Origin of the sequence: Brevibacterium sp. K11IcPPYGO002, assembly GCF_050920635.1 — a bacterium.
Classification (GTDB): domain Bacteria; phylum Actinomycetota; class Actinomycetes; order Actinomycetales; family Brevibacteriaceae; genus Brevibacterium.
The window spans coordinates 2,643,688-2,665,583 of sequence record NZ_CP131929.1 but is presented as its reverse complement, the minus strand read 5'-3'; the positions used below and the strand labels follow the sequence as shown (position 1 = coordinate 2,665,583).

21 protein-coding genes and 1 tRNA gene are annotated in these 21,896 nt (G+C 65.3%); 18 read left to right on the top strand and 4 right to left on the bottom strand.

Features of this window, described 5'->3' with window-relative positions; all coding sequences use genetic code 11:
• Nucleotides 1-18: 18 nt before the first annotated feature.
• Complete coding sequence (gene ehuB / locus QYM46_RS12090; RefSeq protein ID WP_169252694.1) at nt 19-897, bottom strand: ectoine/hydroxyectoine ABC transporter substrate-binding protein EhuB; 879 nt, start codon at nt 895-897, stop codon at nt 19-21.
• A gap of 116 nt (nt 898-1,013) precedes the next feature.
• On the opposite strand from ehuB, the gene QYM46_RS12085 reads away from it, so the two are divergent.
• From QYM46_RS12085 to QYM46_RS12045, 9 genes are all read left to right on the top strand, one after another.
• Complete coding sequence (locus QYM46_RS12085) at nt 1,014-1,772, top strand: GntR family transcriptional regulator (protein ID WP_432789112.1); 759 nt, start codon at nt 1,014-1,016, stop codon at nt 1,770-1,772.
• Nucleotides 1,773-1,888: 116 nt separating this feature from the next.
• The gene (locus tag QYM46_RS12080) at nt 1,889-2,350 is read left to right on the top strand and encodes a hypothetical protein (protein ID WP_432789111.1); all 462 of its coding nucleotides are present in this window, start codon (nt 1,889-1,891) and stop codon (nt 2,348-2,350) included.
• 25 nt (nt 2,351-2,375) lie between these two features.
• Nucleotides 2,376-2,882: a pantetheine-phosphate adenylyltransferase gene (gene coaD / locus QYM46_RS12075; protein ID WP_169252691.1), complete on the top strand. Its 507-nt coding sequence runs from the start codon at nt 2,376-2,378 to the stop codon at nt 2,880-2,882.
• 3 nt (nt 2,883-2,885) lie between these two features.
• Entirely contained in the window at nt 2,886-4,073 is a 1,188-nt protein-coding gene (locus QYM46_RS12070; protein WP_169252690.1) for an MFS transporter, read from the top strand.
• Between the two features lie 74 nt (nt 4,074-4,147).
• Nucleotides 4,148-4,711, top strand: coding sequence for a YceD family protein (locus tag QYM46_RS12065; protein WP_248278923.1), 564 nt, complete (start codon nt 4,148-4,150; stop codon nt 4,709-4,711).
• A 2-nt stretch (nt 4,712-4,713) separates the two neighbouring features.
• Nucleotides 4,714-4,917 carry a 50S ribosomal protein L32 gene (gene rpmF, locus QYM46_RS12060; protein ID WP_025777330.1) on the top strand — a complete coding sequence of 68 codons (204 nt, stop codon included), beginning with the start codon at nt 4,714-4,716 and terminating at the stop codon, nt 4,915-4,917.
• 4 nt (nt 4,918-4,921) lie between these two features.
• Entirely contained in the window at nt 4,922-5,626 is a 705-nt protein-coding gene (gene rnc, locus QYM46_RS12055) for a ribonuclease III (RefSeq protein ID WP_025777329.1), read from the top strand.
• Nucleotides 5,627-5,686: 60 nt separating this feature from the next.
• On the top strand, nt 5,687-6,616 hold the full coding sequence (mutM, locus tag QYM46_RS12050) for a bifunctional DNA-formamidopyrimidine glycosylase/DNA-(apurinic or apyrimidinic site) lyase (protein ID WP_432789110.1): 930 nt from the start codon (nt 5,687-5,689) through the stop codon (nt 6,614-6,616).
• Between the two features lie 292 nt (nt 6,617-6,908).
• Entirely contained in the window at nt 6,909-7,304 is a 396-nt protein-coding gene (locus QYM46_RS12045) for a DoxX family protein (protein WP_432789109.1), read from the top strand.
• A 240-nt stretch (nt 7,305-7,544) separates the two neighbouring features.
• Here QYM46_RS12045 and QYM46_RS12040 read toward each other — a convergent pair whose 3' ends face one another.
• The 3 genes from QYM46_RS12040 to QYM46_RS12030 all read right to left on the bottom strand — a co-directional run bounded on the left by QYM46_RS12040 (nt 7,545) and on the right by QYM46_RS12030 (nt 10,448).
• Nucleotides 7,545-8,027: a hypothetical protein gene (locus tag QYM46_RS12040; RefSeq protein ID WP_432789108.1), complete on the bottom strand. Its 483-nt coding sequence runs from the start codon at nt 8,025-8,027 to the stop codon at nt 7,545-7,547.
• Nucleotides 8,028-8,412: 385 nt separating this feature from the next.
• Complete coding sequence (locus QYM46_RS12035) at nt 8,413-10,236, bottom strand: BCCT family transporter (protein WP_432789107.1); 1,824 nt, start codon at nt 10,234-10,236, stop codon at nt 8,413-8,415.
• Nucleotides 10,237-10,375: 139 nt separating this feature from the next.
• Nucleotides 10,376-10,448: transfer RNA gene (locus tag QYM46_RS12030), tRNA-Asn, on the bottom strand.
• 87 nt (nt 10,449-10,535) lie between these two features.
• Here QYM46_RS12030 and smc point away from each other — a divergent pair.
• From smc to trmD, 9 genes are all read left to right on the top strand, one after another.
• A complete protein-coding gene (smc, locus tag QYM46_RS12025; protein ID WP_432789106.1) occupies nt 10,536-14,075 on the top strand; it encodes a chromosome segregation protein SMC in 3,540 nt (1,179 codons plus the stop codon).
• 238 nt (nt 14,076-14,313) lie between these two features.
• Entirely contained in the window at nt 14,314-14,715 is a 402-nt protein-coding gene (locus QYM46_RS12020; protein WP_025777325.1) for a hypothetical protein, read from the top strand.
• 159 nt (nt 14,716-14,874) lie between these two features.
• Nucleotides 14,875-16,017 (top strand): signal recognition particle-docking protein FtsY, encoded by a 1,143-nt coding sequence (gene ftsY / locus QYM46_RS12015; RefSeq protein WP_169252685.1) that lies wholly within the window; start codon nt 14,875-14,877, stop codon nt 16,015-16,017.
• A 162-nt stretch (nt 16,018-16,179) separates the two neighbouring features.
• A complete protein-coding gene (locus QYM46_RS12010; protein WP_432789105.1) occupies nt 16,180-17,400 on the top strand; it encodes an ammonium transporter in 1,221 nt (406 codons plus the stop codon).
• Between the two features lie 387 nt (nt 17,401-17,787).
• Nucleotides 17,788-19,401: a signal recognition particle protein gene (ffh, locus tag QYM46_RS12005; RefSeq protein ID WP_432789104.1), complete on the top strand. Its 1,614-nt coding sequence runs from the start codon at nt 17,788-17,790 to the stop codon at nt 19,399-19,401.
• A 157-nt stretch (nt 19,402-19,558) separates the two neighbouring features.
• Entirely contained in the window at nt 19,559-19,990 is a 432-nt protein-coding gene (gene rpsP / locus QYM46_RS12000) for a 30S ribosomal protein S16 (protein ID WP_432789103.1), read from the top strand.
• A gap of 1 nt (nt 19,991) precedes the next feature.
• Entirely contained in the window at nt 19,992-20,222 is a 231-nt protein-coding gene (locus QYM46_RS11995; protein WP_039210974.1) for an RNA-binding protein, read from the top strand.
• A 178-nt stretch (nt 20,223-20,400) separates the two neighbouring features.
• Nucleotides 20,401-20,901 (top strand): ribosome maturation factor RimM, encoded by a 501-nt coding sequence (gene rimM, locus QYM46_RS11990; protein WP_432789102.1) that lies wholly within the window; start codon nt 20,401-20,403, stop codon nt 20,899-20,901.
• A 101-nt stretch (nt 20,902-21,002) separates the two neighbouring features.
• Entirely contained in the window at nt 21,003-21,821 is an 819-nt protein-coding gene (trmD, locus tag QYM46_RS11985; RefSeq protein WP_169253903.1) for a tRNA (guanosine(37)-N1)-methyltransferase TrmD, read from the top strand.
• The last annotated feature ends 75 nt before the right edge of the window (nt 21,822-21,896 follow it).

Below are 21,896 nucleotides of genomic sequence, written 5' to 3'. Positions count from 1 at the left end.
GCTGGAGGAGGTGCCGACTCAGGAGTCAGCGGTGGGAAGTTCGCCCTTGCACAGCTGATCGGTCGTGATCGAACCGTCGGGGCGCTCCTCGGCCGTGAACCCGTAGTCGCCGACAGCGTCGAGGTAGGCGTCCTCGTCGGAGATGATCTTGTCCAGCCCCTTGTTCCACTCGTCGCGGAGTTCGTCGTCATCGGTGCGGAAGACTGTGGCGCCGGCACCGACCTGCGGGACCCCGTCGATCTCCTGGACGAAGGATTCGCTGACTTCGACACCGGCATCGGCGTTGTTCTTCGCCATCCAGTTGAGCGAGATGGCGGTCAGCGCAAAGACGTCGGCGCGACCGGTGGTCACTGCGTCCATGCCGTCCTGCGGGGTGCCGACCTGCTGGGTCTTGATGCCGAGGTCTTTCGCATAGTCGGACTCGATGGCGCCGGTCATGGTGGCGAGCTTGACGCCTTTGTCCTTGACGTCGTCGAGGTTCTTCATGCCGTCGAGCTTGCCCTCCTTGGTCATGAGGGCGGTGGTGTACATGAACTCGGGATCGCCGAAGGCGGCCTGCTCGCAGCGGTCGGGCAGGATCGACATACCGGCCGAGATCGCGTCGAAGCGATCGGCGTTGAGACCGGGGATGAGGGATCCGAATTCGGTGTTGACGCCTTCGACGTCGTCGACGCCGAGCTCCTTGAACACGGCCTTCGCCAGGGAGACGGAGGCGCCCTGGAGCTCACCGCCCTCTTCGAAGCTGTATGGGGCCTCACCGGCGAAGCCGACCGTGATCTTTCCGTCGTCGATGGCCTTCTGCAGAGTCGACTTGTCCGAGTCGCTTCCGCCGCAGGCACCCAGTGTGAGCGTCAGCGCGAGGATCGAAGTCGCGGCGGCCAGTCCTTTGAGTTTCATATGCTGTTCCTTCCTTGAACGTCGACACATCAACGTGACGTGCGTCTCTGGAACAGTATTCAATACTCATGTTGTCCGAATGTCACACTGTCTGACAACGTTATATGATCGTGACCGTGACGAATTCTCCTACTTCCGAGCTGCCGGTGCTGCGCAAAGTGGTCCGGGCCTCGACGATCGACCTCATCGTCGACCAGATCCGCAACGCCATCTACTCCGGGTCGCTCGAGCCCGGTCAGTCGATCAACGAAGTGCGCACGGCCGAGCTGCTCGAGGTGTCACGGCCGTCTCTGCGGGAGGCCCTGCAGCGACTCATCAGCGAAGGCGTGATGACCCATGCTCCGGGGCGAGGTGTACATGTGAGGCGGATGCGCACCGCCGATATCGACGATGTCTATGCCGTGCGCGAGGCCATCGAATCGCAGGCGGTCAAGCTCGTCATCAGGCAGGGTCGGTCCACGTCACGGATCGGTACGGCGCTGCGAGAGCTCGAGCACGCCATCGAGGACAACGTCGCGCGCACGATCGGCGACGCCGACCTCAACTTCCACCATTCGATCGTCGCGTGCTCCGGATCGGCGCGGCTGACCGACCTCATGAAGGTCTCGATGGTGCACACCCGGCTGCTGTCGCTGTCCGATAAGCGCGGCTACGAGGTCCGGTGCGATCTCGTCGACAGCCACCGCAAACTCGCCGAGGCGGTCGCCGCCGGTGACGAGCCCCGTTCCCTGGCCATCGTCGCGCGGATCATGGCCGAGGCCGCCTCCCGACTGCACGGGCCCGGTGACGGTTTCGACGCTCGGCTCGTCAGAGGCCACGACGATGAGTCGCCCGCCGACGACCAGTGGCTGCGACTGCGCAAGCGGACGCAGTAGGCCATCACTTCCGCAGGCGGCTCCGGGGTTCTGCGCGAAGGCGGCTGAGTCCTCACGTCCGGATATGGCGTACCGTAGAAACAGGCAACGTTGCTTCATTCCGGACGGAGGTGCCCGTGACTGTGCGAACGAGTTCGAGTTACTGGTCCTTTGCCACAAGGGCCTGGCTCTTCACCGTCGCAGGCATTGTGATCGGACTCCTGGGCGCGTGTTTCGTCATGGTCGCGTGGGCGGTGATCATGGTCTGGTTCGGCATCATCTACATCATCGCCTTCACCCTGGCGCTGGCCATCGTGCTGCTTGTGCCGACGAAGACCCGCGACGAGTCGCGGGCGGCGCGACAGTTCTGGTGGTTCGTGGCAGTCAGTGCGATCGCAGTGGTCCTGACTCTGATCTACTCTGCAGTCAACGGTGCGCTCTTCAGCGGCACTCCGACCGGTACGGTAGTCGCGATCCAGTTGGCTCACTCGGGGATCTTCTTCGTCGCCTCGGTCCTCGTCGCAGTGGTCTGCACTGTGGTGCGGGCGCGCAGGGCCGTTCGGCTCGAGCGCTCACACCCCGAGACCACACGCGCCTGATCGGGGCAGACGATACGATGAGGGCATGAAGGTCGTCTGCCCCGGTTCCTATGACCCGATCACCATGGGTCATCTCGATATCATCGCCCGCAGCTCTCGGATGTTCGAAGAGGTCGTCGTTGCGGTCGTCCACAATCCTTCGAAGTCCGGTCGCTTCGACCCGGAGGTCCGCGCGGACCTCATCCGTCGATCCCTGACCGAGGACGAACGCACTCAGGGCGCACAGAACATCACGATCGATCTCGTCTCCGGAGGCCTCCTCGTCGACTACTGCACGAGAATCGGCGCCCCCGCCGTCGTCAAAGGCCTGCGCTCGGGCACCGACTTCGCCTACGAACTGCCGATGGCGCTGATGAACAAACACCTGTCCGAGCTCGAGACGATCTTCGTCCCCGGCGACCCGAAGTTCGAACACGTCTCCTCCTCACTCATCAAGGAAGTCCACGGAGGCGGCGGGGACATCGAAGGCCTCGTCCCCACCTCGGTGCTCGACGCCCTGCGGGGAGACATTCCCGGCGACGGCGCTCGCTGAGGGATGGGCGCGGCGACTCCAGCCAACCGGGCGTGGTTTCCCGGCCTCGTCATCCATACCGTGCTCGCGCACGCCACCTACAACGGCGTCCGCGTCCTCATCTCCTACCGCACCCTCGAACTCGGCGGAACGGGGTTCGTCCTCGGTCTGATGACGGCCGTGTACTCGCTCGTCCCACTGCTCACCGCCCTCTTCATCGGCCGCCTCGTCGATCGGGGCTACGCCACCGCGGTGCTGTGGACGGGAACCGTGCTGTCCGTCCTGCCCGTCGCGCTCGCGGCCATGGCCCCCAACCTCGGCGTGCTGCTGGTCGCCACGATGAGCCTCGGCGTCGGACAGCTGCTGACCACGGTCGCCTCCCAAGCGCTCATCCCGCAGAGTTTCCCGGCGGCCCAGATGACATCGAAGTTCGGCCACCTCACCCTCGGCGTCTCGATCGGGCAGACCATCGGACTGCCCCTGGCGGGAATGGTCGCCGACGCGACCTCCGGGCAGGCACACATCACGAACGCCCTGTGGTTCATGACCGCGGTCTCCGCGCTCACCCTCATCGCCGCCGTCATCGTCATGCTCCGCGGCAGGACTCCGCACGTCTCCCGGGCCGAGGCGGCCGAAGGGGCGCAGACGCCGTGGGCGCTCCTGTCGATCCGGGGGATGAAACCGGCGATCTTCGCGTCCATGGCCACGCTCGCCGCCGTCGATCTGATGACCGCCTACCTGCCGCTCATCGGGCAGCAGAACGGACTGTCCGTGACCACGGTGACCTGGCTGCTCGCCCTGCGCACCCTGGCCTCGGTGGTCTCACGGCTCTTCATCGGAAGCCTCACGGCCAGGTGGCGGGACCTGTCTCTGCTGTGGACCGCCTCGGCGATAGCCGGCATCAGCGTCGTCCTCATCCCCGTGTTCAGCCAACCGTGGACGCTCGGGGTGCTGCTCGCGGTCGCGGGATTCTGCTTCGGGCTCACCCAGCCGCTGACCATGTCGTGGGTGTCCGCGCTGGCCGATGCGAAGAATCGGGCCGCGGTGCTCTCGATCCGCCTGGCGGGCAACCGACTCAGCCAGGTCGCGATCCCCTCGGCCGCCTCGGCGCTGACGATCGTCGCCGGCTCCGGGATCGTATTCACGATGTCCGGAGCGCTGCTCCTCATCGCCGGGGCAGTGACCTGGCGCAATCATCACGAACGATGGTGACGAGGAACACCTGCACGGCCGATGAGGACCGATTGGTAATGACCGCTGACAATGATTAGAATGGTGAGTCGCGTGTGAACGCAGGAGCGACATCCTCAAACGCACCAGGAGGACAGGGCATGAAGGACAGATCTGAATTCGTCTATGATCTCAGATCCATGGGATTGCTCGGTCATCCGGGTGAGTGGGAACGGGTGAACACCACCTTGTCGGCTCCAGCGGATCTCAAGATCGAAGTGATCGGGGTTGCGGAAGGTTCACCACTGACGCTCGAGCTGATGTTCGAGAGTGTGTCGGAGGGAATCTACGTGTCGGGCACAGTCTCGGCGACGGCCCGCGGCGAAGACGCGAGGACGCTCGAACCCATCGAGCTGCCTATAGATGTGGACATCCAGGAGATGTACGTCTATGAGCAGGCCGAAGGGGACGAGGACTCCTACGTCATCGACCGGGATCAGCTCGACCTCGAGCCCGCGATCAGAGACGCCGTCGTGATGGCTCTGCCGTTCAATCCCTCGCGGGATGAGAGCGAGGAGTTCAGCTACACCCTGGGGGAAGACCTCGAGGTGGACGAGGACGAATCCGAATCGCCGTTCGCATCATTGAAGAATCTGTTGGAAGAGAAGAAAGAGAGCTAGACGTGGCTGTTCCGAAGCGTAAATTGTCGCGCAGCAACACCCGCCACCGTCGTTCGCAGTGGAAGGCCAAGGCTCCGAACCTGGTCAAGACTGTGGAGAACGGTCGCGTTGTGTACTCGCGCCCCCACCAGGCCAAGGTCGTCGAAGACGCAGCCGGCACCCCGCTGTACCTCGAGTACAAGGGCCGCAAGGTCGCTGACGTCTGAGACTGTGGACACTGACACCACAGCAGCACTGAAGAAGAGTCTCGGGATCGATATTGATCCCGAGACTTTTCGTCTCGCGCTCACGCACCGCTCCTTCGCCTTCGAGGCCGGTGGCATCCCCACCAACGAGCGCCTCGAGTTCCTCGGCGACTCCGTTCTGGGCCTCGTCGCCACCGAGTCGCTGTTCTACGACAACCCGGACCTGCCCGAAGGCCAGCTGGCCAAGATGCGTTCGGCCGTCGTCAACACGCGCGCCCTGGCATCGATCGCCCGCCGACACGGCATCGGCGAGCACATTCTTTTGGGCAAGGGTGAGGAGCTGACCGGAGGCCGGAACAAGGACTCGATCCTCGCCGACACGGTCGAGGCCCTCATCGGCGCGACCTTCGTCTCCCGCGGACGCGAAGAGGCCTTCGCCTTCGTCCACCGCCTCATCGACGGAATGCTCGACGACGCGGTCAACCTCGGTGCCGGGATGGACTTCAAGACCACCCTGCAGGAAGCGGCTGCCGACCTCGATCTCGGTGCGGTGAGCTACGAGATCACCTCGGCCGGGCCCGACCATGCGATGGTCTTCACCGCCACCGCAATGCTCGGGGCGAACAACTGGGGCGCCGGCGACGGATCCTCGAAGAAGGCCGCCGAAGCCGCGGCCGCCGAGGTGGCCGTCAAAGCCATCCGCACCATCTACCCGGACTACCGGCGCTGAGACTCACCGTGTACGTGAGGTCTTTCTCGGGTCTTCGCGCTCTGCTGGGGCACCCATCTGATGCCTGAGCTTCCCGAGGTCGAAAGCGTCCGTCGCGGCGTCGACGAATGGACGGCCGGAACCACGATCACCGGCGCCGAGGTGGCCGACCCCCGAATTCTGGGCACGACGTCCCAGCGGCGCATCGATCCGTCCGCGGTCTCCGGGTTCGTTTCGGCCGTGACCGGGGCGCACATCCTCAAGGCCGAACGGCGCGGGAAGTTCATGTGGCTGAGCCTGGGGGAGGGGACTGTGCTTGCCTCTGAGCCGGGCTCGGGGGCCTGCTCGCCGCCGAGGCCCGAGCTCGGCATCCTCGTGCATCTGGGCATGAGCGGCCAGCTGCGCGTCCATTCGCCCGGCGAGGAGCTCCACCGGCACACGCGCGCGGTTCTGCACCTCGACAGCGACCGCGAACTGCGCTTCGTCGACCAACGGATCTTCGGCCATATCGGCGTCCAACCTCTCGTCCACGGGTACGGGCGCCTCGTTCCCGCCTCGGCGATCCATATCGCCCCCGATCCGCTCGAACCCGCGTTCGATCCGGAACGGGTCGTGGCGGAGCTTAAGAAGAAGCGCACGGCGATCAAGGCCGCGCTGCTCGACCAGACGCTGGTCAGCGGGATCGGAAACATCTACGCCGACGAGGCGCTGTTCCGGGCGGGGGTCCACCCCTTGGCGGTGCCGACACGGACACGGAAGAGCCGCCTGACCGCGGTCCTCGAATCCGCAACGAAAGTGATGAGCGACGCCCTGGCCGTGGGCGGGACGAGCTTCGACGCTCTCTACGTCAACGTCAACGGGGAATCCGGGTATTTCGATCGGGCTCTGCTCGTCTACGGGCGCGGGGGACAGGAATGTGTGCGCTGCGGGACCGAGATCGTCAAGATCACCGTCGGCGGGCGCGGAACCCACTACTGCCCCGTGTGCCAGAAGGCCCCACGGTACCGGTAGGAATGAGGTCGCTGTGGTGGCCTGGTTTCCGTATCTCCGGCGCGCTGCACCCCAGCTGCCGAGAGCATCCCGCACCGTTGCTCGCAGTCCCTCGCCTTCGCCGCAAGTCCTACAGGCAACGGTCCATCGGTCACCGGCAGGGGCATTATGCACCGCTGCAGCGCGGAGCAATGAAACTCAGGGTGATGGATGCCGGGCAGGAGAGGCTGTCGAGACCTCCGGCTTCAACGCAGTGAAGCGTAGACTCGGGCGAGAAGTCGCCACCTCGGTGCTCAGGCGGAGAGGAATGCTCATGTTCACGGTTCCAACGATCGTTGCAGGGATCGTACTCCTGCTCGTCAGGGCGGTTCTGACCGTGGCTTTCGTCCGCGAGTTCATGGTCAAGGCCAAGGATATTCCGCGGTTCGCCGAGGCGGATGGGCTCAACGTTCCGACCGCATGGTTCGTCGCCATCGCCGAGCTCGCCGCCGCAGTCTCATTCGCCACCGGCGTCCTCGCTCAATGGGCCGGTCTCGGCGTGGTCGTGCTCATGCTCATCACGACGAGCCTGCACGTCTTCAAATGGCACTCGAAGTACTGGGCCTCGGCGGGTGGTCCCGAATACGACCTGCTCCTGTTGGTGCTGGCTGCCGTCATCACTGCATTCGGTGCCGGACCGATCGCCATTCCGGCACTGTTGGGGATGTGACAGCGACGGGATTCGGCCGGCTCAGGACGAATGTGTCAGCAGTTCGGATACGACGGAGTCATGTTCGTTGAGGATGTCGCCGAGCATCGCATTGAGACGCGCAGCGCCCGGACTGTGCTTCGAGTTCTTGGCACCGATCATCGATCTCGTCGAGTGCCTCTCCGCGGCAGCGCGCCACGAAGAGGATGAACTCGACGAACACCGACCAGGTATCGTCGGCTTCGGCAGGACGCTGTCCCGCTATGGAGCCCAGGGCGTCCTCGCGAGATACGCTTTGTGGCCGTCGATGAGGGCTCTCTGCGCCTCGCCGTGGTCGGGCGGGGTGAGTATGTTCGCAGGGTTCGTCGGAGACAACCACAGCGAGTCGACCTCGACGATCCGACCGTTTCTGAGCCGCGCGGCCGCTGCCAGCCGAGGGCGAGACCCTGGCGCGGGGATGAGAATGCGGTCGAGATCCCGCCAGGCAATCCGGCGGGGCCTGCCGGTGAATCCGCACCAGATGAACTCCTCAGGTGTGATCTCGAGTCGGGCACGAGCACCCATGTGGAAGTTCACCCAGGCGCCGATGAGCAGGATGACCGGGCCGAAGAGGAAGAGGAGAAGTGCCGGTTCGGCGAAGATCGCCAGGATGATCACCGTGATGAACGCGAGAATGGCCATCACGACGAGCATCCAGCCGATGAACTTCGAGATGTTGCCCTCGCGTCTGATGACAACGTTCATCTGATCAGGCTCCGCCCTTCGCTCGGGTCATTGTGGGCAATCTGCAGCGTCGATGTCGTCACGATTCGTCATCCTATCCGGCTGGGGTGCGAATCTGTCGACCAGGAGGCGTTTGTCTTCCCGGAAGCATCGGGCACCGACGGTCTCATGTCCTACAGCTGCGAGCGCATCCGTCACCGTTCGCGGCAAATCGCACCGATGCAACGCGGTGATTGGGCGCGAACGGTGACGGATGCCTCTGGCCGGCCGCGGAGATGGCGGTGCGTACCCGGCGCGCACCTCGGCGACGAGAATACGGCAACTTCCTCCCCTCCAAACTACCTGACGGCGCCCCAGCAACCTGGCGCCAGGTTGCTGGGGCGCCGTCAGGTAGCAATTGGGGGTGTCAGCTCTTGGTGGTGGACTTGTCCGCCGACTCGGTGCTGGAGTCAACACGCGAATCGCCGGCGGCATCCTCATCCTCGTCCTCGACCTGGAGTTCCGAGGTCTCGAGTCCGAAGATCTCGCCGTCGTACGCGTCGACCGCGGTGGCCACAGAGGTCTCGAGCACGTGCGCGGCCAGCTGCTCCTGGATGATGAGCGGATCCTTCGACAGGTCCTTCCAGACCGCCACGCACAAAAGCAGCATGACGATGACGAACGGCAGGGCGGAGACGATCGTGATGTTCTTCAGTCCGTCGAGTGCCTCGGCGGGATCGTTGCCGCCCGCCAAGAGCATGACCGCAGCGACGGCACCGGTCGCGGTGCCCCAGAAGATGACGAGGCCCTTGCCCGGCTCCTGCATGCCGTTGGCCGACAGGGTGCCCATGACGATCGACGCGGAGTCCGCGCCGGTGACGAAGAAGATCGCAATGAGGACGACCGTGACGATCATGAGGATGATCGCGATGAGGTTCGGCAGCGGCAGAGCGCCGAGGAGGTCGAACAGGATCGTGTCCATGTTGATGTCCGGTTCGCCGTCGACGACCGTCGCCAGCGCCTTGACCGTGCTTTCGCCGCGCTCGGCGCGTTCCTGGATGCCGATGGCGCCCCCACCGAAGATCGCGAACCAGATGGTCGAGACGACCGAGGGAACGATGAGCACACCGGTGACGAACTGACGAACGGTGCGTCCGCGGGAGATGCGGGCGATGAACAGGCCGACGAAGGGCGACCATGACACCCACCAGGCCCAGTAGAAGACCGTCCACGACGACAGCCACTCGTTGACACCCTGACCTTCGGCGGCGGTCCGGGACGCCAACTGGGGCAGATCCTGGATGAACGAACCCACCGAGGAGGGGACGACGTTGAGGATGAACAGCGTCGGTCCGCCGATGAAGACGATGAGGGCGACGATGACCGCGAGCACCATGTTGATGTTCGACAGCCACTGGATGCCCTTCTCCACACCCGAGACCGCGGAGACGACGAATGCAGCGGTGAGAATCGCGATGATGATGACGAGCACCGGGGAGGAGACCTCGGACATGACGCCCGCCGACTCGATGCCGCCGCCGATCTGGATGGCGCCCAGACCCAGCGAGCAGGCCGAGCCGAACAGAGTCGCGAGGATCGCAAGGATGTTGATGACCTTGCCGCCGATTCCGTTGACTGCGCGTTCGCCGAACAGCGGGGTGAACATCGAAGAGAACAGCTGTGAGCGTCCCAGACGGAACGAACCGTAGGCCACGCCGAGACCGACGATGGCATACATCGCCCACGGGTAGAGGGTCCAGTGGAACAGCGTCGTGCCCATGGACGTGCCCATCGCCTCAGGAGTGGAGCCGTCGACAGTGTTCGGGGGAGGGGACATGTAGAAGAACAGGGGTTCGCCGACCGCGGAGAACACGAGGCCGATGCCCATGCCCGTGGCGAACATCATCGCTATCCACGAGGAGGTCTTGAACTCCGGCTTCTCATCGTCACGGCCCAACGGGATCCGGCCGAAGCGCTTGAGCGCGACGACGATGACGAAGATCGTGAAGATCGTGGCGGCGATGACGAAGAGCCATCCGAAGTTGTCCATCACGCCCGTCAGCAGCGTGCCCGCCACATTGCCGAGGCTTTCGGGGGAGACGAAGCCCCAGATGACGAATGCGACCGCGAGGATGCCGGCCGCGAAGAAGACCACCCTGTCCAGGCCCTCACGTTTGAAAGGGCGGAGCGCGGTCGTCGGATTCTTCAGATGCTCGATGAGCTCTTGAGTCTTTGAGTGTTCACTGCTCATAGTGATGAGCCGATCGGAGCAGGCCCTCGGTGGAGCAGTGGAGGACGGGCCACCGCCTCGGCGTTCCTTCCTTGACGGGACTGCATCGGACAAGTGGTACAAGCAAAGGCCCTGTCGGTCACGACAGGGCCTTTCCCAGCTCCCCCGGCTGGGCTCGAACCAGCGACCCTTCGATTAACAGTCGAATGCTCTGCCAACTGAGCTACGGAGGAAAAATGCGCAGTCGTCCACGCACGAGGAGAAACTCTACCAAAAGATTCGGGATCTCGCCGCCGCCTGCGGATATGCTGGGTGCCAATATGCATCTCAAAAGCCTGACACTGCGGGGATTCAAGTCCTTCGCCTCGGCGACGACCCTCCGATTCGAGCCGGGGATCACCTGCGTCGTCGGACCCAACGGCTCGGGCAAATCCAACGTCGTCGACGCCCTGTCCTGGGTGATGGGCGAGCAGGGTGCGAAGAATCTGCGCGGCGGAAAGATGGACGACGTCATCTTCGCCGGAACCTCGAAACGCCAGGCACTGGGACGCGCCGAGGTGACTCTGACCATCGACAACACCGACGGAGCCATCCCCGTCGACTACACCGAGGTGACGATCTCGCGGACCCTCTTCCGCACCGGCGGATCCGAATACGCCGTCAACGGTGCCCCGGCCAGGCTGCTCGACATCCAAGAGCTGCTCAACGACTCCGGCCTGGGTAAGGAGATGCACGTCATCGTCGGTCAGGGCCGACTCGATGCGATCCTCCATGCCGACCCGCTCGAGCGCCGCAGCTTCATCGAAGAGGCCGCCGGGGTGCTCAAGCACCGCCGCCGCAAGGACAAAGCGGTCCGCAAACTCACCGGACTGCAGACGAACCTCGACCGGCTCACCGATCTGCGCACCGAACTCAACCGGCAGTTGGGACCCCTGGGGCGGCAGGCCGAAGCCGCCGCGAAGGCCGCGACCGTCCAGGCGACCCTGCGTGACGCCACGGCCAGGCTGCTCGCCGACGATGCCGTGCGGATGCAGTCCTCCCTGGCCTCGACGAGCGAGGGCGAAGACCACAGCGACCGCATCACCGAACTCGACCACCGCCGCACCCGCACCGAGGCGCGGCTGTCGGAGATCGAAGCCCGTCTGTCCGAACTCGACTCCGAACTCGACGTCCAACGCACCGCCGAATCGCGGACACAGACACAAGTCGTGCGCGCTCAAGGACTGAGCCGACGGGCCGAGGACAAACGCTCCCACCTGCTCTCGGAAGTCACGAGCTTGGGGCAGAGGGAAGCGAAGTCACCCGAAGAGCTGCGCGCCCAGGCCGAACGCAACCGTTCCGAACTCACAGAGGCCGAAGAGGCCGTGACCGAGAGGACGACTGCGCTCGAGGCCAGCCAGCAGCGGAAGGACGAGCTCACCCAGGCGCTGCGCAGCGCCGAAGACGAGGTCAAGGCCGCACAGATCGCCATCACCGAAGCGGTGAAGAACCGCTCGGCCCTGCAGTCCAAGCAGACCCAGGCGGCCGAGCGGATCACCGACCTCAGGACCCGGATCGAAGCCAACCGCGCGGAGATCGACACCGTCACCGCCCGCATCGCCGAGCGCAGCAGGGACCTCGAAACCGCGGAGACCGGAGTCGAGGACGTCGAAGCCGGTGAGACCGAACTCGACTCCGCGTACGTGGCGGCGCAGGAGAGCCTCGAGAAGCTGGAGACCGAACGCACCGGCCTGCAGGAGCAGCGGGCACAGGTCGCGTCCGAACTGTCCTCGGCGAAGGCTCGTGCGGAGGCCCTGGCCCTGGGCACCGCCTTGGAAGCCGACCTCGACGACATCGTCAACGCCGAACTGCCGGGGGTGCGCACCGCGGTGACCGAACGGCTGAGCGTCGACCACGGCTTCGAAATGGCCGCGGCCGCCGCGCTGTCGACCACGGTCTCCGGCGTCATCGTCGATGACAGCGACGTGGCGCTGGCAGTGCTCGACCACCTCGGCGAGGACACGAACGTGTCACTGACGATCCCCGCTGGGGTCGAATCAGCGACCGGGAAGGGCGGTGGAAGTGCCCTCGAGGCGCTGCCGGAGCTGCCTGCCCTGGGCGACCTGCGCTGGCTCTCCGAGGTCGTCGACAGCGACGTCCCCGAACTGCGGAATCTGGTAGCCCGGGCCCTGCACGGAGTCGTCTGCGTCCCCGACGCGCGCACCGGAATCGAGCTGACCGAATCCCGACCGGAACTCACCGCCGTCACCGTCGCCGGGGAAGTGCTCACCGCGACCCGCATCAGCCGGGCCCGCACCGCCTCGGGCACACGCCTAGCCTCACAGACCGCGCTCGAGGACACCCGGTCCCAGATCACCGACCTCGAGGACCGGGCAGGCAAGCTCGACGCGTCCCTGCAGGAACTCGAACCGCGCTTGAGCGCAGCGCGAGAGGAATCGGCCGCGGCGCTCGACGCTCTCCACTCCTCCGATGCGAAGATCATGGCCGCCGCCGAGGAGGTCTCTCGCATCACCGGTGAGATCGGCGTGGCCCGCACTCGACTGCAGCGCGCGCAGGAGAACGCCACCGAACTCGACGCCCGCCTGACCGCCGCAGAACGCGACTCCCAATCGGCCGCGGCGGCACTGGCGTCCGCCGCCGAGGTCGACGAAGTCGTCGACACCGCTGCCCGGGACGAACTCAGCGCCCAGGTCGCCCGGGCCTCGGACGATCTCGTCGAAGCCCGCATCAGCCACCGGTCGGCTGCCGACCGGGCCCGGTTCCTCAGCGACCGGGTCGACTCCCTCCTGCGAGCGGCGAAGGCCGAAGAAGCGGCGCGGGAGCAGACGCAGCGCGCGATCGCGAAGAAGAAGCGCGCGGCCGCCTCGGTGCAGCTCATCGCCGAGACGGCGGCCGACGCCGCCGAGCTGGCCACCTCCACGGTGGCCGAACTCGGTGAGGCGATCCAGGTCCTCGTCGACGAACGCGGCGGTCTGCGTGAAGAGAAGGGCCGCCTCGGCGAGGAATTGGGGTCGACGCGAACCCAGCTGCAGAAGCTCAAGGACGCCGCCGCCGAGGCGGAACTGGCGAAGGAGCGATTCAGGCTGAGACTCGAGGAGATCGCACACCGGTCCGAAGAGGAGACGGGCTTGGGCATCGACCGCCTCATCGACGAATTCGGGCCGCATCTGCCCGTCCCGTCATTCGATGAGGACGTCGAGGATCGTCCGTATGTGCGCGCCGAGGTGGAGAAACGGCAGAAGCAGGCGGCCTCCCAGCTCAAACGCATCGGCACGGTCAATCCGCTCGCGCTCGAGGAGTACGAGGCGCTGAAGGAACGGCATCAGTTCCTCGAGAAGCAGATCGCGGACATCGAATCCTCGCGCAAGGACCTCATGCAGCTCGTCGAGGAGGTCGACCGGCACGTCGAACGCGTCTTCGCCGACGCCTATGCGGACACGGCGCGGGAGTTCGAGGACATCTTCTCCCGTCTCTTCCCCGGTGGTGAGGGCGCACTGAGCCTGACCGATCCGAACGATATGCTCACCACCGGCGTCGACGTCCACGCCCGCCCGGCCGGCAAGAAGGTCAAACGCCTGTCTCTGCTCTCCGGCGGCGAGCGGTCGCTGGTCGCCGTGGCCATGCTGGTCGCGATCTTCAAGGCCCGGCCGAGCCCGTTCTACGTCATGGACGAAGTCGAAGCGGCCCTCGACGATCTCAACCTCTCGCGGCTGCTCACGGTGTTCAAGGAGCTCCAGGACTCCTCGCAGCTCATCGTCATCACCCACCAGAAGCGGACCATGGAGATCGCCGACGCCCTCTACGGCGTGACGATGCACGGCGACGGAGTGTCGAAGGTCATATCGCAGCGGATTCCGTGAACCACTGCACCCGGTCTGCCCGCCGCGCCCGAGGTGACGGGCCCGCCGTGAGGACACAAGGCCGTTTGACGGTGACGTCCAGGACAGTCCCAGCGAATTTTGCAACAGCGCTCCGGCGGGCGAGCACAATTGTCGTCGCCGGGGACTATAGACTTGGGCCGAGACACAGGTAATCGAAGAACGTGAGGAGCGAGACGTCCATGGCCGAGGCTGCTGTGCTGCGAGGTGGCTCGAGGGCATGAATTCGGTACTTGTCGTCATCGTCGGACTGGCGATCTCCTTCGCTCTGGCACTCGTCGTCGTCCTCCTCGTGGCTCTGCCCGGCCTGCGCGCCGAAGGACGCCTGCGGTACTCCTCCGACGTGCAGCGTTTCCGCCTGCCGCCCGAGTGGACCGGCTACGACGACGAAGTCCACGAGTTCTTCGGCCACGACGACGGCACCTCGCACCTGGCGACGAGGGAGCAGGCGGCGGTGACCGCGATCCGCGACCACTCCTATGTGCTGCGCCCCCAACCCCGACGCCATGCCGCACCCTCACTCATCACGGTGCGCCCGCGTACCCGCCATTGGAAGATCCCCGAATCGGGAACCGGGTGGAAGACCACCGCCGGGCTGCTCTTCGGCAGCCGCGGGTCCTGACCTTCGCACCCACGGTCTCGAGCGGTCGAGGCCGACGACAACGGAGACCGCGCCGACTGATTCCGGCGCGCTCAACAACACACAGACACCACCGGAAGAATCCGGGAACTCGAGTGCCGGCGGACTTGACGGCGGCGCTCAAAGGAGGACGGAAGAACCATGGATCAGCCGATCATCTTGCTCATCGTCGCGGCGATCGTGTTCGCTCTCGTCGTCGCGCTGGGCATCTCGCTGCGCGTCAACGCCCGGAAGAAAGGGCTGGATGAGCGGCGCGGCATCGATGCGGAGGTCACCGGTGAGCTGAGCATCGATGACGTCGCCGAGGCGGTCGAGAAGGACAGAGCCGAAACGCGCGGATCCGAGGTTCCCACCGAACCTGCCAGCCGCCTCGTCCGACTGCGCGAGCGCCTGGCGAAGTCGAACTCCGGTCTCGGCCGCGGGCTGCTCAACCTCCTCTCACGCGACAACCTCGATGAGTCCGCCTGGGAGGAGATCGAGGACACGCTCATCCTCGCCGACGTCGGCGTCGAACCGACGACCGAACTCGTCGACCGCCTGCGCGAGCGCGTCAAGGTGCTCGGCACCAGGGACCCCGAAGAGGTTCGCGGACTGCTGCGCGAAGAGCTCATCACACTCGTCGACCCGACGATGGACCGGTCGCTGGCCGACACCGGCAAGGGCGACGACCCCTCCGTCATCCTCGTCGTCGGCGTCAACGGCGCGGGGAAGACGACGACGGTGGGCAAGATCGCCCGCGTGCTCGTCGCCGAGGACAAGTCCGTGCTGCTCGGAGCCGCGGACACCTTCCGTGCCGCCGCAGCCGAACAGCTGGCCACATGGGGCGAACGCGTCGGCGTCGAAACCGTCCGCAGGGACGAAGGGGCCGACCCCGCCTCGGTGGCGTACTCAGCCGTCGAGAAGGGGCAGGCCGACGGCACCGACGTAGTCCTCATCGACACCGCCGGGCGTCTGCAGAACAAACGCGGACTCATGGATGAGCTCGGCAAGGTCAAGAGAGTGGCCACCCGCCCGCTGGGGGAGGGCCACGAGATCGACGAAGTGCTCCTCGTCCTCGACGCGACCACCGGGCAGAACGGCATGCAGCAGGCGAAGGTCTTCGCCGAGGCGGTCGACATCACCGGAATCGTGCTCACCAAGCTCGACGGCACCGCGAAGGGCGGAATCGTCGTCGCCGTCCAGCGTGAGCTCGGCGTGCCGGTCAAGCTCATCGGCCTCGGCGAAGGCGCCGACGACCTCGCACCATTCACCGCCGAAGGATTCGTCGACGCGTTGCTCGACTGATTCCGTCGTCATTTCTCGGCCGGGTCTCGCCCTTGTATCTGCTGGGTGAGACCCGGCTTGTCACATATCGGAAACATGAACGACTCACCTCTGTGACATCCGTCATGGAGACTGTGTCTGCCCGGTTCGACCCGGAACCGGCATAGACAGATAAGAGACGACATGGAACTCGATGCAGTGAATGTATGGATGATGGTCGCCGCGGGTCTGGTTCTGCTCATGACCCCCGGTGTGGCCTTCTTCTACGGAGGAATGACGCGAATCACCTCCGCCATCAACATGATGATGATGGTCTTCTCCGCGATGGCCGTCGGCGGCCTCGTCTGGGTCCTCTTCGGATACGGGCTCAGCTCCGGGGGCTCCATCGCCGGGATCGTCGGCGATCCGCTGTCCCAACTGGGACTGGCCGATGCCGTGGCCAATGAGCCCGAATCGCTCATCTCGATCGGCTACGGTTCGACCTTCGCGATGATCGCCATCGCCCTCATCGCCGGAGCCGTCGCCGACCGCGCGAAATTCTCGACCTGGCTGGTCTTCTCCGCCGCCTGGGTGACCCTCGTGTACTGCCCGCTGGCCTTCATGGTCTGGGGCGACGGACTGCTCACCGAATCCGGTGCCATCGGCAGCCTGTTCGGCCCCGCCATCGACTTCGCCGGAGGCACGGTCGTGCACATCAACGCCGGCATCTCGGCGCTGGTCCTGGTCGTGGTGATGGGCCGCCGGGCCCGGTTCTCGACCCCGCACAAGCCGCACAACATCCCGATCACCGTGCTCGGAGCCGCCCTGCTGTGGTTCGGCTGGTTCGGCTTCAACGGCGGTGCCGCCTCGACGATCGAACAGGGCGGCCTGATCTGGATCAACACGCTGGCCGCACCGGCCGCCGGCATGATCACCTGGATCATGATCGAACGGATGCGGGCCTCGCGGCCCTCGAGCATCGGCAGCGTCTCCGGTGCCATCGCCGGACTCGTCGCGATCACCCCGGCATGTGCGAATGTCGACCCCTACGCGGCCGTCCTCATCGGCGTCGCCGCCGGCGCGGGAGCGATCTTCGCCGTCGAAGCGAAGAACCGTCTGCGCTACGACGATGCACTCGACGTCGTGGCCGTCCACCTCGTCGCCGGAGTCATCGGCACCGTGATGATCGGCTTCTTCGCCTTCCCACACGAGGACGGGCCGGCCGGCCTCTTCTACGGCGGCGGTCTCGAACTCCTCATCGCACAGGTGCTCGCCTGCCTTGTCGCGGTCGTCTTCGCCGGAGTCGTCACCCTGGCCATCTCGCTGGTCCTGCGATCGACGATGGGTCTGCGGATCGACCCCCGCGAGGAACTCGAGGGAATCGACGCCTTCGAACATGCCGAACAGGCCTATTCGTTCCGCTGAACACCCCAGACGCCCGTCAGGGGGCCGGTCGGTCTCGCCGGCCGCCTCGGCGGGGGAGAGTGCGAAGTCGTGCTCAGCGAATGCCTCGGCACAGGTGGAAGCAGACCGCCTGAGCCGAGGCATTCGGCCGTCCACACACCCGCGGACGGCAGGGCCGGCTCGGGGTCGGCATCTGTCACCGGTAGTGGCACCTCATACAGGTGCTGCGGCATCTGTCACCGTTGGCACCACAACACCCCGATGCAATGGGGCGATTCAGCGGGAACGGTGAGGAATGGCCGCAAGCGGGGCCGGTTCGGGGAATTGTCAGCGGCCGCGGTTTCAGCCGGACCCGGGTGACTTGCTAGTCTAGAGAGTCGACCAAACCATCGTGAAGAAGGCTTGTACGTGTTTAACTCTCTGTCCGACAGGCTCACCGCGACTTTCAAGAATCTGCGCGGGAAGGGCCGGCTGTCCGAAGCCGACGTCGATGCCACCATCCGTGAGATCAGACGTGCCCTGCTCGACGCCGACGTCGCCCTGCCTGTCGTGCGTGCCTTCACCGGCCGGATCCGCGAACGCGCCCTGTCCGAGGAGGTCTCGGCCGCGCTCAACCCCGGCCAACAGGTCGTCAAGATCGTCAACGACGAACTCGTCGGCATCCTCGGCGGGCAGACCCGTCGCCTCAACTTCGCCAAGCGTCCGCCGACGGTCATCATGCTCGCCGGCCTCCAGGGTGCCGGTAAGACCACCCTGGCCGGCAAGCTCGCCCACTGGCTGAAGTCCGAGGGCCACCGTCCCATGCTCGTCGCCGCCGACCTGCAGCGGCCCAACGCCGTCAACCAGCTCCAGATCGTCGGCGAACGTGCCGGTGCCGTGGTCTATGCCCCGGAGCCGGGCAACGGCGTGGGCGATCCGATCCAGGTCGCCACCGACTCGATCGAGGTCGCGAAGTCCAAACTCCACGACGTCGTCATCGTCGATACGGCCGGCCGCCTCGGCATCGACGAGGAGCTCATGGCCCAGGCCGCGGACATCCGCAGCGCGGTCAACCCCGACGAGGTCCTCTTCGTCATCGACGCGATGATCGGTCAGGACGCGGTGAAGACCGCCGAGGCGTTCCTCGACGGCGTCGACTTCACCGGCGTCGTGCTCTCGAAGCTCGACGGTGACTCCCGCGGTGGTGCCGCGCTGTCCGTCGCCGAGGTGACCGGGAAGCCGATCATGTTCGCCTCGACCGGCGAATCGATGAAGGACTTCGAACAGTTCCATCCGGACCGGATGGCCGACCGGATCCTCGACATGGGCGACATCATGACGCTCATCGAGCAGGCCGAGAAGAATTTCGACGAAAGAGAGACCGAGAAGCTCAAGAAGAAGGTCGAATCCGGCGAGGACTTCGACCTCAACGACTTCCTCACGCAGATGGCGGGCCTGAAGAAGATGGGCTCGATGAAGAAGATGCTGGGCATGATGCCCGGCATGAGCCAGTACAAGGATCAGCTGGCGAACTTCGACGAGCGTGAGGTCGACCGGGTCGAAGCGATTGTGAGATCGATGACACCGCAGGAGCGCTCCAACCCGAAGATCCTCAACGGCTCCCGTCGTGCCCGCATCGCCAAGGGCGCCGGCACCACGGTCACCGCGGTCAACCAGCTCATGGAGCGCTTCACTCAGGCGCAGAAGATGATGCGGTCGATGACTCGTGGGGGCGGCGGAATGCCCGGAATGCCCGGTGGCGGCGGTATGCCGCAGATGCCCGGAATGAGCGGAATGCCTGGTGCCGCGGGTGGAAAGAAGAAGAAACCCGCGGGGAAGAAGAAGGGCCGCAAGGGCGGTCAGTCGGGCAACCCGGCCAAGCGTGCGCAGGAGGCGCAGGCGCTGGCCGATAAGAAGGCGGGCAAGACCCAGGACCCGGTCGGTTCGGCCTTCGGCGGAGTCGACCTCGGCGCCGATGAGGAATTCGACCCGGCGAACCTGCCCAAGGGTTTCGGGGGAATCTTCCCAGGTGGCAAGAAGTAGAGGCTTCTGGCACAATTGACTCTTGTACTTTTGCTCTCGGTCCGGGCCCTCTCATCCGCGCCGAAGTGATAGTCCGAGCCGCGGCTTCCAGCAGATCAACCCCACGATTCTTCTGGTACAGCTGTGCACACAGAACACAAAAGGAGACACCACTAAAGTGGCAGTCAAAATTCGTCTGACCCGCATGGGCAAGATCCGTGCACCCTTCTACCGCGTCGTCGTCGCTGATTCGAAGACTCGTCGTGACGGTAAGGCCATCGAGCAGATCGGCATCTACCACCCGACCCGTGAGCCTTCGGTCATCGAGATCGATTCCGAGCGCGCACAGTACTGGCTGTCGGTCGGCGCACAGCCGAGCGACCAGGTCAAGGCTCTGCTCAAGCTCACCGGTGACTGGCAGAAGTTCAAGGGCGAGGGTGAAGCGGTCAACACCGTCAAACCGCAGCCGGAGAAGGAAGCCTACGTGGCCCCCAACGCCGAATCGGTGATCAAGGAAGCCATCACGCAAAAGGGCGGCAAGTCCGCTGACGCTGCCGAGGCTCCGGCCGAGGAAACAGCTGAGGCCGCTGAAGAAAGCGCTGAAGCCTGAGATGTTGCCTGATTCGCTCGAGCATCTGGTCCGCGGAATCGTCGATCATCCCGACGACGTCTCCGTTCGTTCGCGTTCGTCGCAGCGCGGTACGACCCTCGAGGTCCGGGTTCACCCCGAAGACCTCGGCCGGGTCATCGGCCGTGCAGGCAGGACCGCCAAGGCCCTGCGCACCGTGATGAACTCGCTGGCCGGCCGTGAGTCGGTGCGAGTGGACCTCATCGAGGCGTAATTCCGACATCCGAGAGGGGATGCAGTGCCGATGCGCTGCATCCCCTCTCGTGCATTCATCCGCCGGTCGCCGACTACACTGGTGCCAGAACACGGCGGTCCGCCGGCCGACCGCAAGAGAAGTCATCCAGGCGCATGATCGGCCGGACAGACAGTGACAGCACACTTCGAGGAGCAGTATGGACACGGTGATCGCCCGGCTGGGCAAGCCGCACGGAATCAAAGGCGAATTCACCGTCGAGGTGCGCACCGACCGACCCGAGGAACGGCTCAACCCCGGTGAGACCTTCGCCACCGATCCCGATATCGGAGTGCTGACGCTGAAGTCGGCGAGGTGGCACCGCGACCGCCTGCTCTTGGCCTTCGACGAGGTCCCCGATCGCAATCGTGCCGAGGAGATCCGCAACACCCTCATCCTCGCCGAGGCGGACGACGTCGAGGACGAAGCCGATGCCTGGTACCTCGATGACCTCGTCGGGCTCAAGGTCTATGAGAACGACGCCCTCGTCGGCGAGATCGTCGACGTCACCAACGGCACCGCCCAGGATCTGCTCCATATGAAGCACGCGGACGGACACGTTGTGCTCATCCCCTTCGTCACCGAGATCGTGCCCGACGTCGACATCGACTCCGGCCGCATCAGCGTCACCCCGCCCGCCGGCCTCTTCGACGCCGAATGAGCGAACTGTCCCCGATGACCGACGACGACACCCCCGCCGAGGCGGTCGGACCGGACCCTGTGACCCAGGGTGCGGCCCCCGCCGAAGCGGTCCGACCTCAGATGTCGATCGACGTCGTCTCGATCTTCCCCGAATACCTCGCCGGTCTGCAGCTCTCGCTCATCGGCAAGGCCGTCGACCGCGGCCAGCTGAGCCTGGACGTCCACGACCTGCGGGACTTCACCTTCGACCGGCACAACACCGTCGATGACTCGCCCTACGGCGGCGGAGCGGGAATGGTCATGAAGGCCGAACCCTGGGCCCTGGCTCTCGAGCACATCCTGGCAGGTCGCGGCAGCGCTGCGGAGGGCGAAGGCCCGGAAAGTGCTCAGACTGCGGGTCCTCCAGCCGGCGGCAAGCCGACGCTCATCGTGCCCAGCCCTGCCGGTCAGGTGTTCGATCAGCGCATCGCCGAGGATCTCGCCGCCCGCGACCACCTCGTCTTCGCCTGCGGACGCTACGAAGGCATCGACCAGCGCGTCATCGATTGGGCTGGGGAGCACTTCGATCTGCTGCCCATGAGCATCGGCGACTATGTGCTCAACGGCGGCGAAGTCGCTTCGATGGTGATGATCGAAGCCGTCAGCCGCCTCATCCCCGGCGTCATCGGCAACCCCGAGTCGCTGACCGAGGAGAGCCATGAAGACGGACTGCTCGAATACCCGATCTACACGAAGCCGGCGAACTGGCGCGGACGTGACGTGCCCGAGATCCTGCTCAGCGGCAACCATGCCGCGATCGCCCGGTGGCGACGTGACCGACGTCTCGAACGCACCGCAGAAGTCAGACCGGATCTGCTCGAGAGACTCGATGACCTGAGCAAGGACGACCTTGCGGCGCTTCAGCGGTTTGAGTCTGAGCGCTCAACCGTGACAGAATAGAGCGTCGCGTTTGTTGGCACTCACCTGCTTCAGGGGGATGAGTGCCCACGGTGGCCCGCCGCGTCGTTTCGGCGG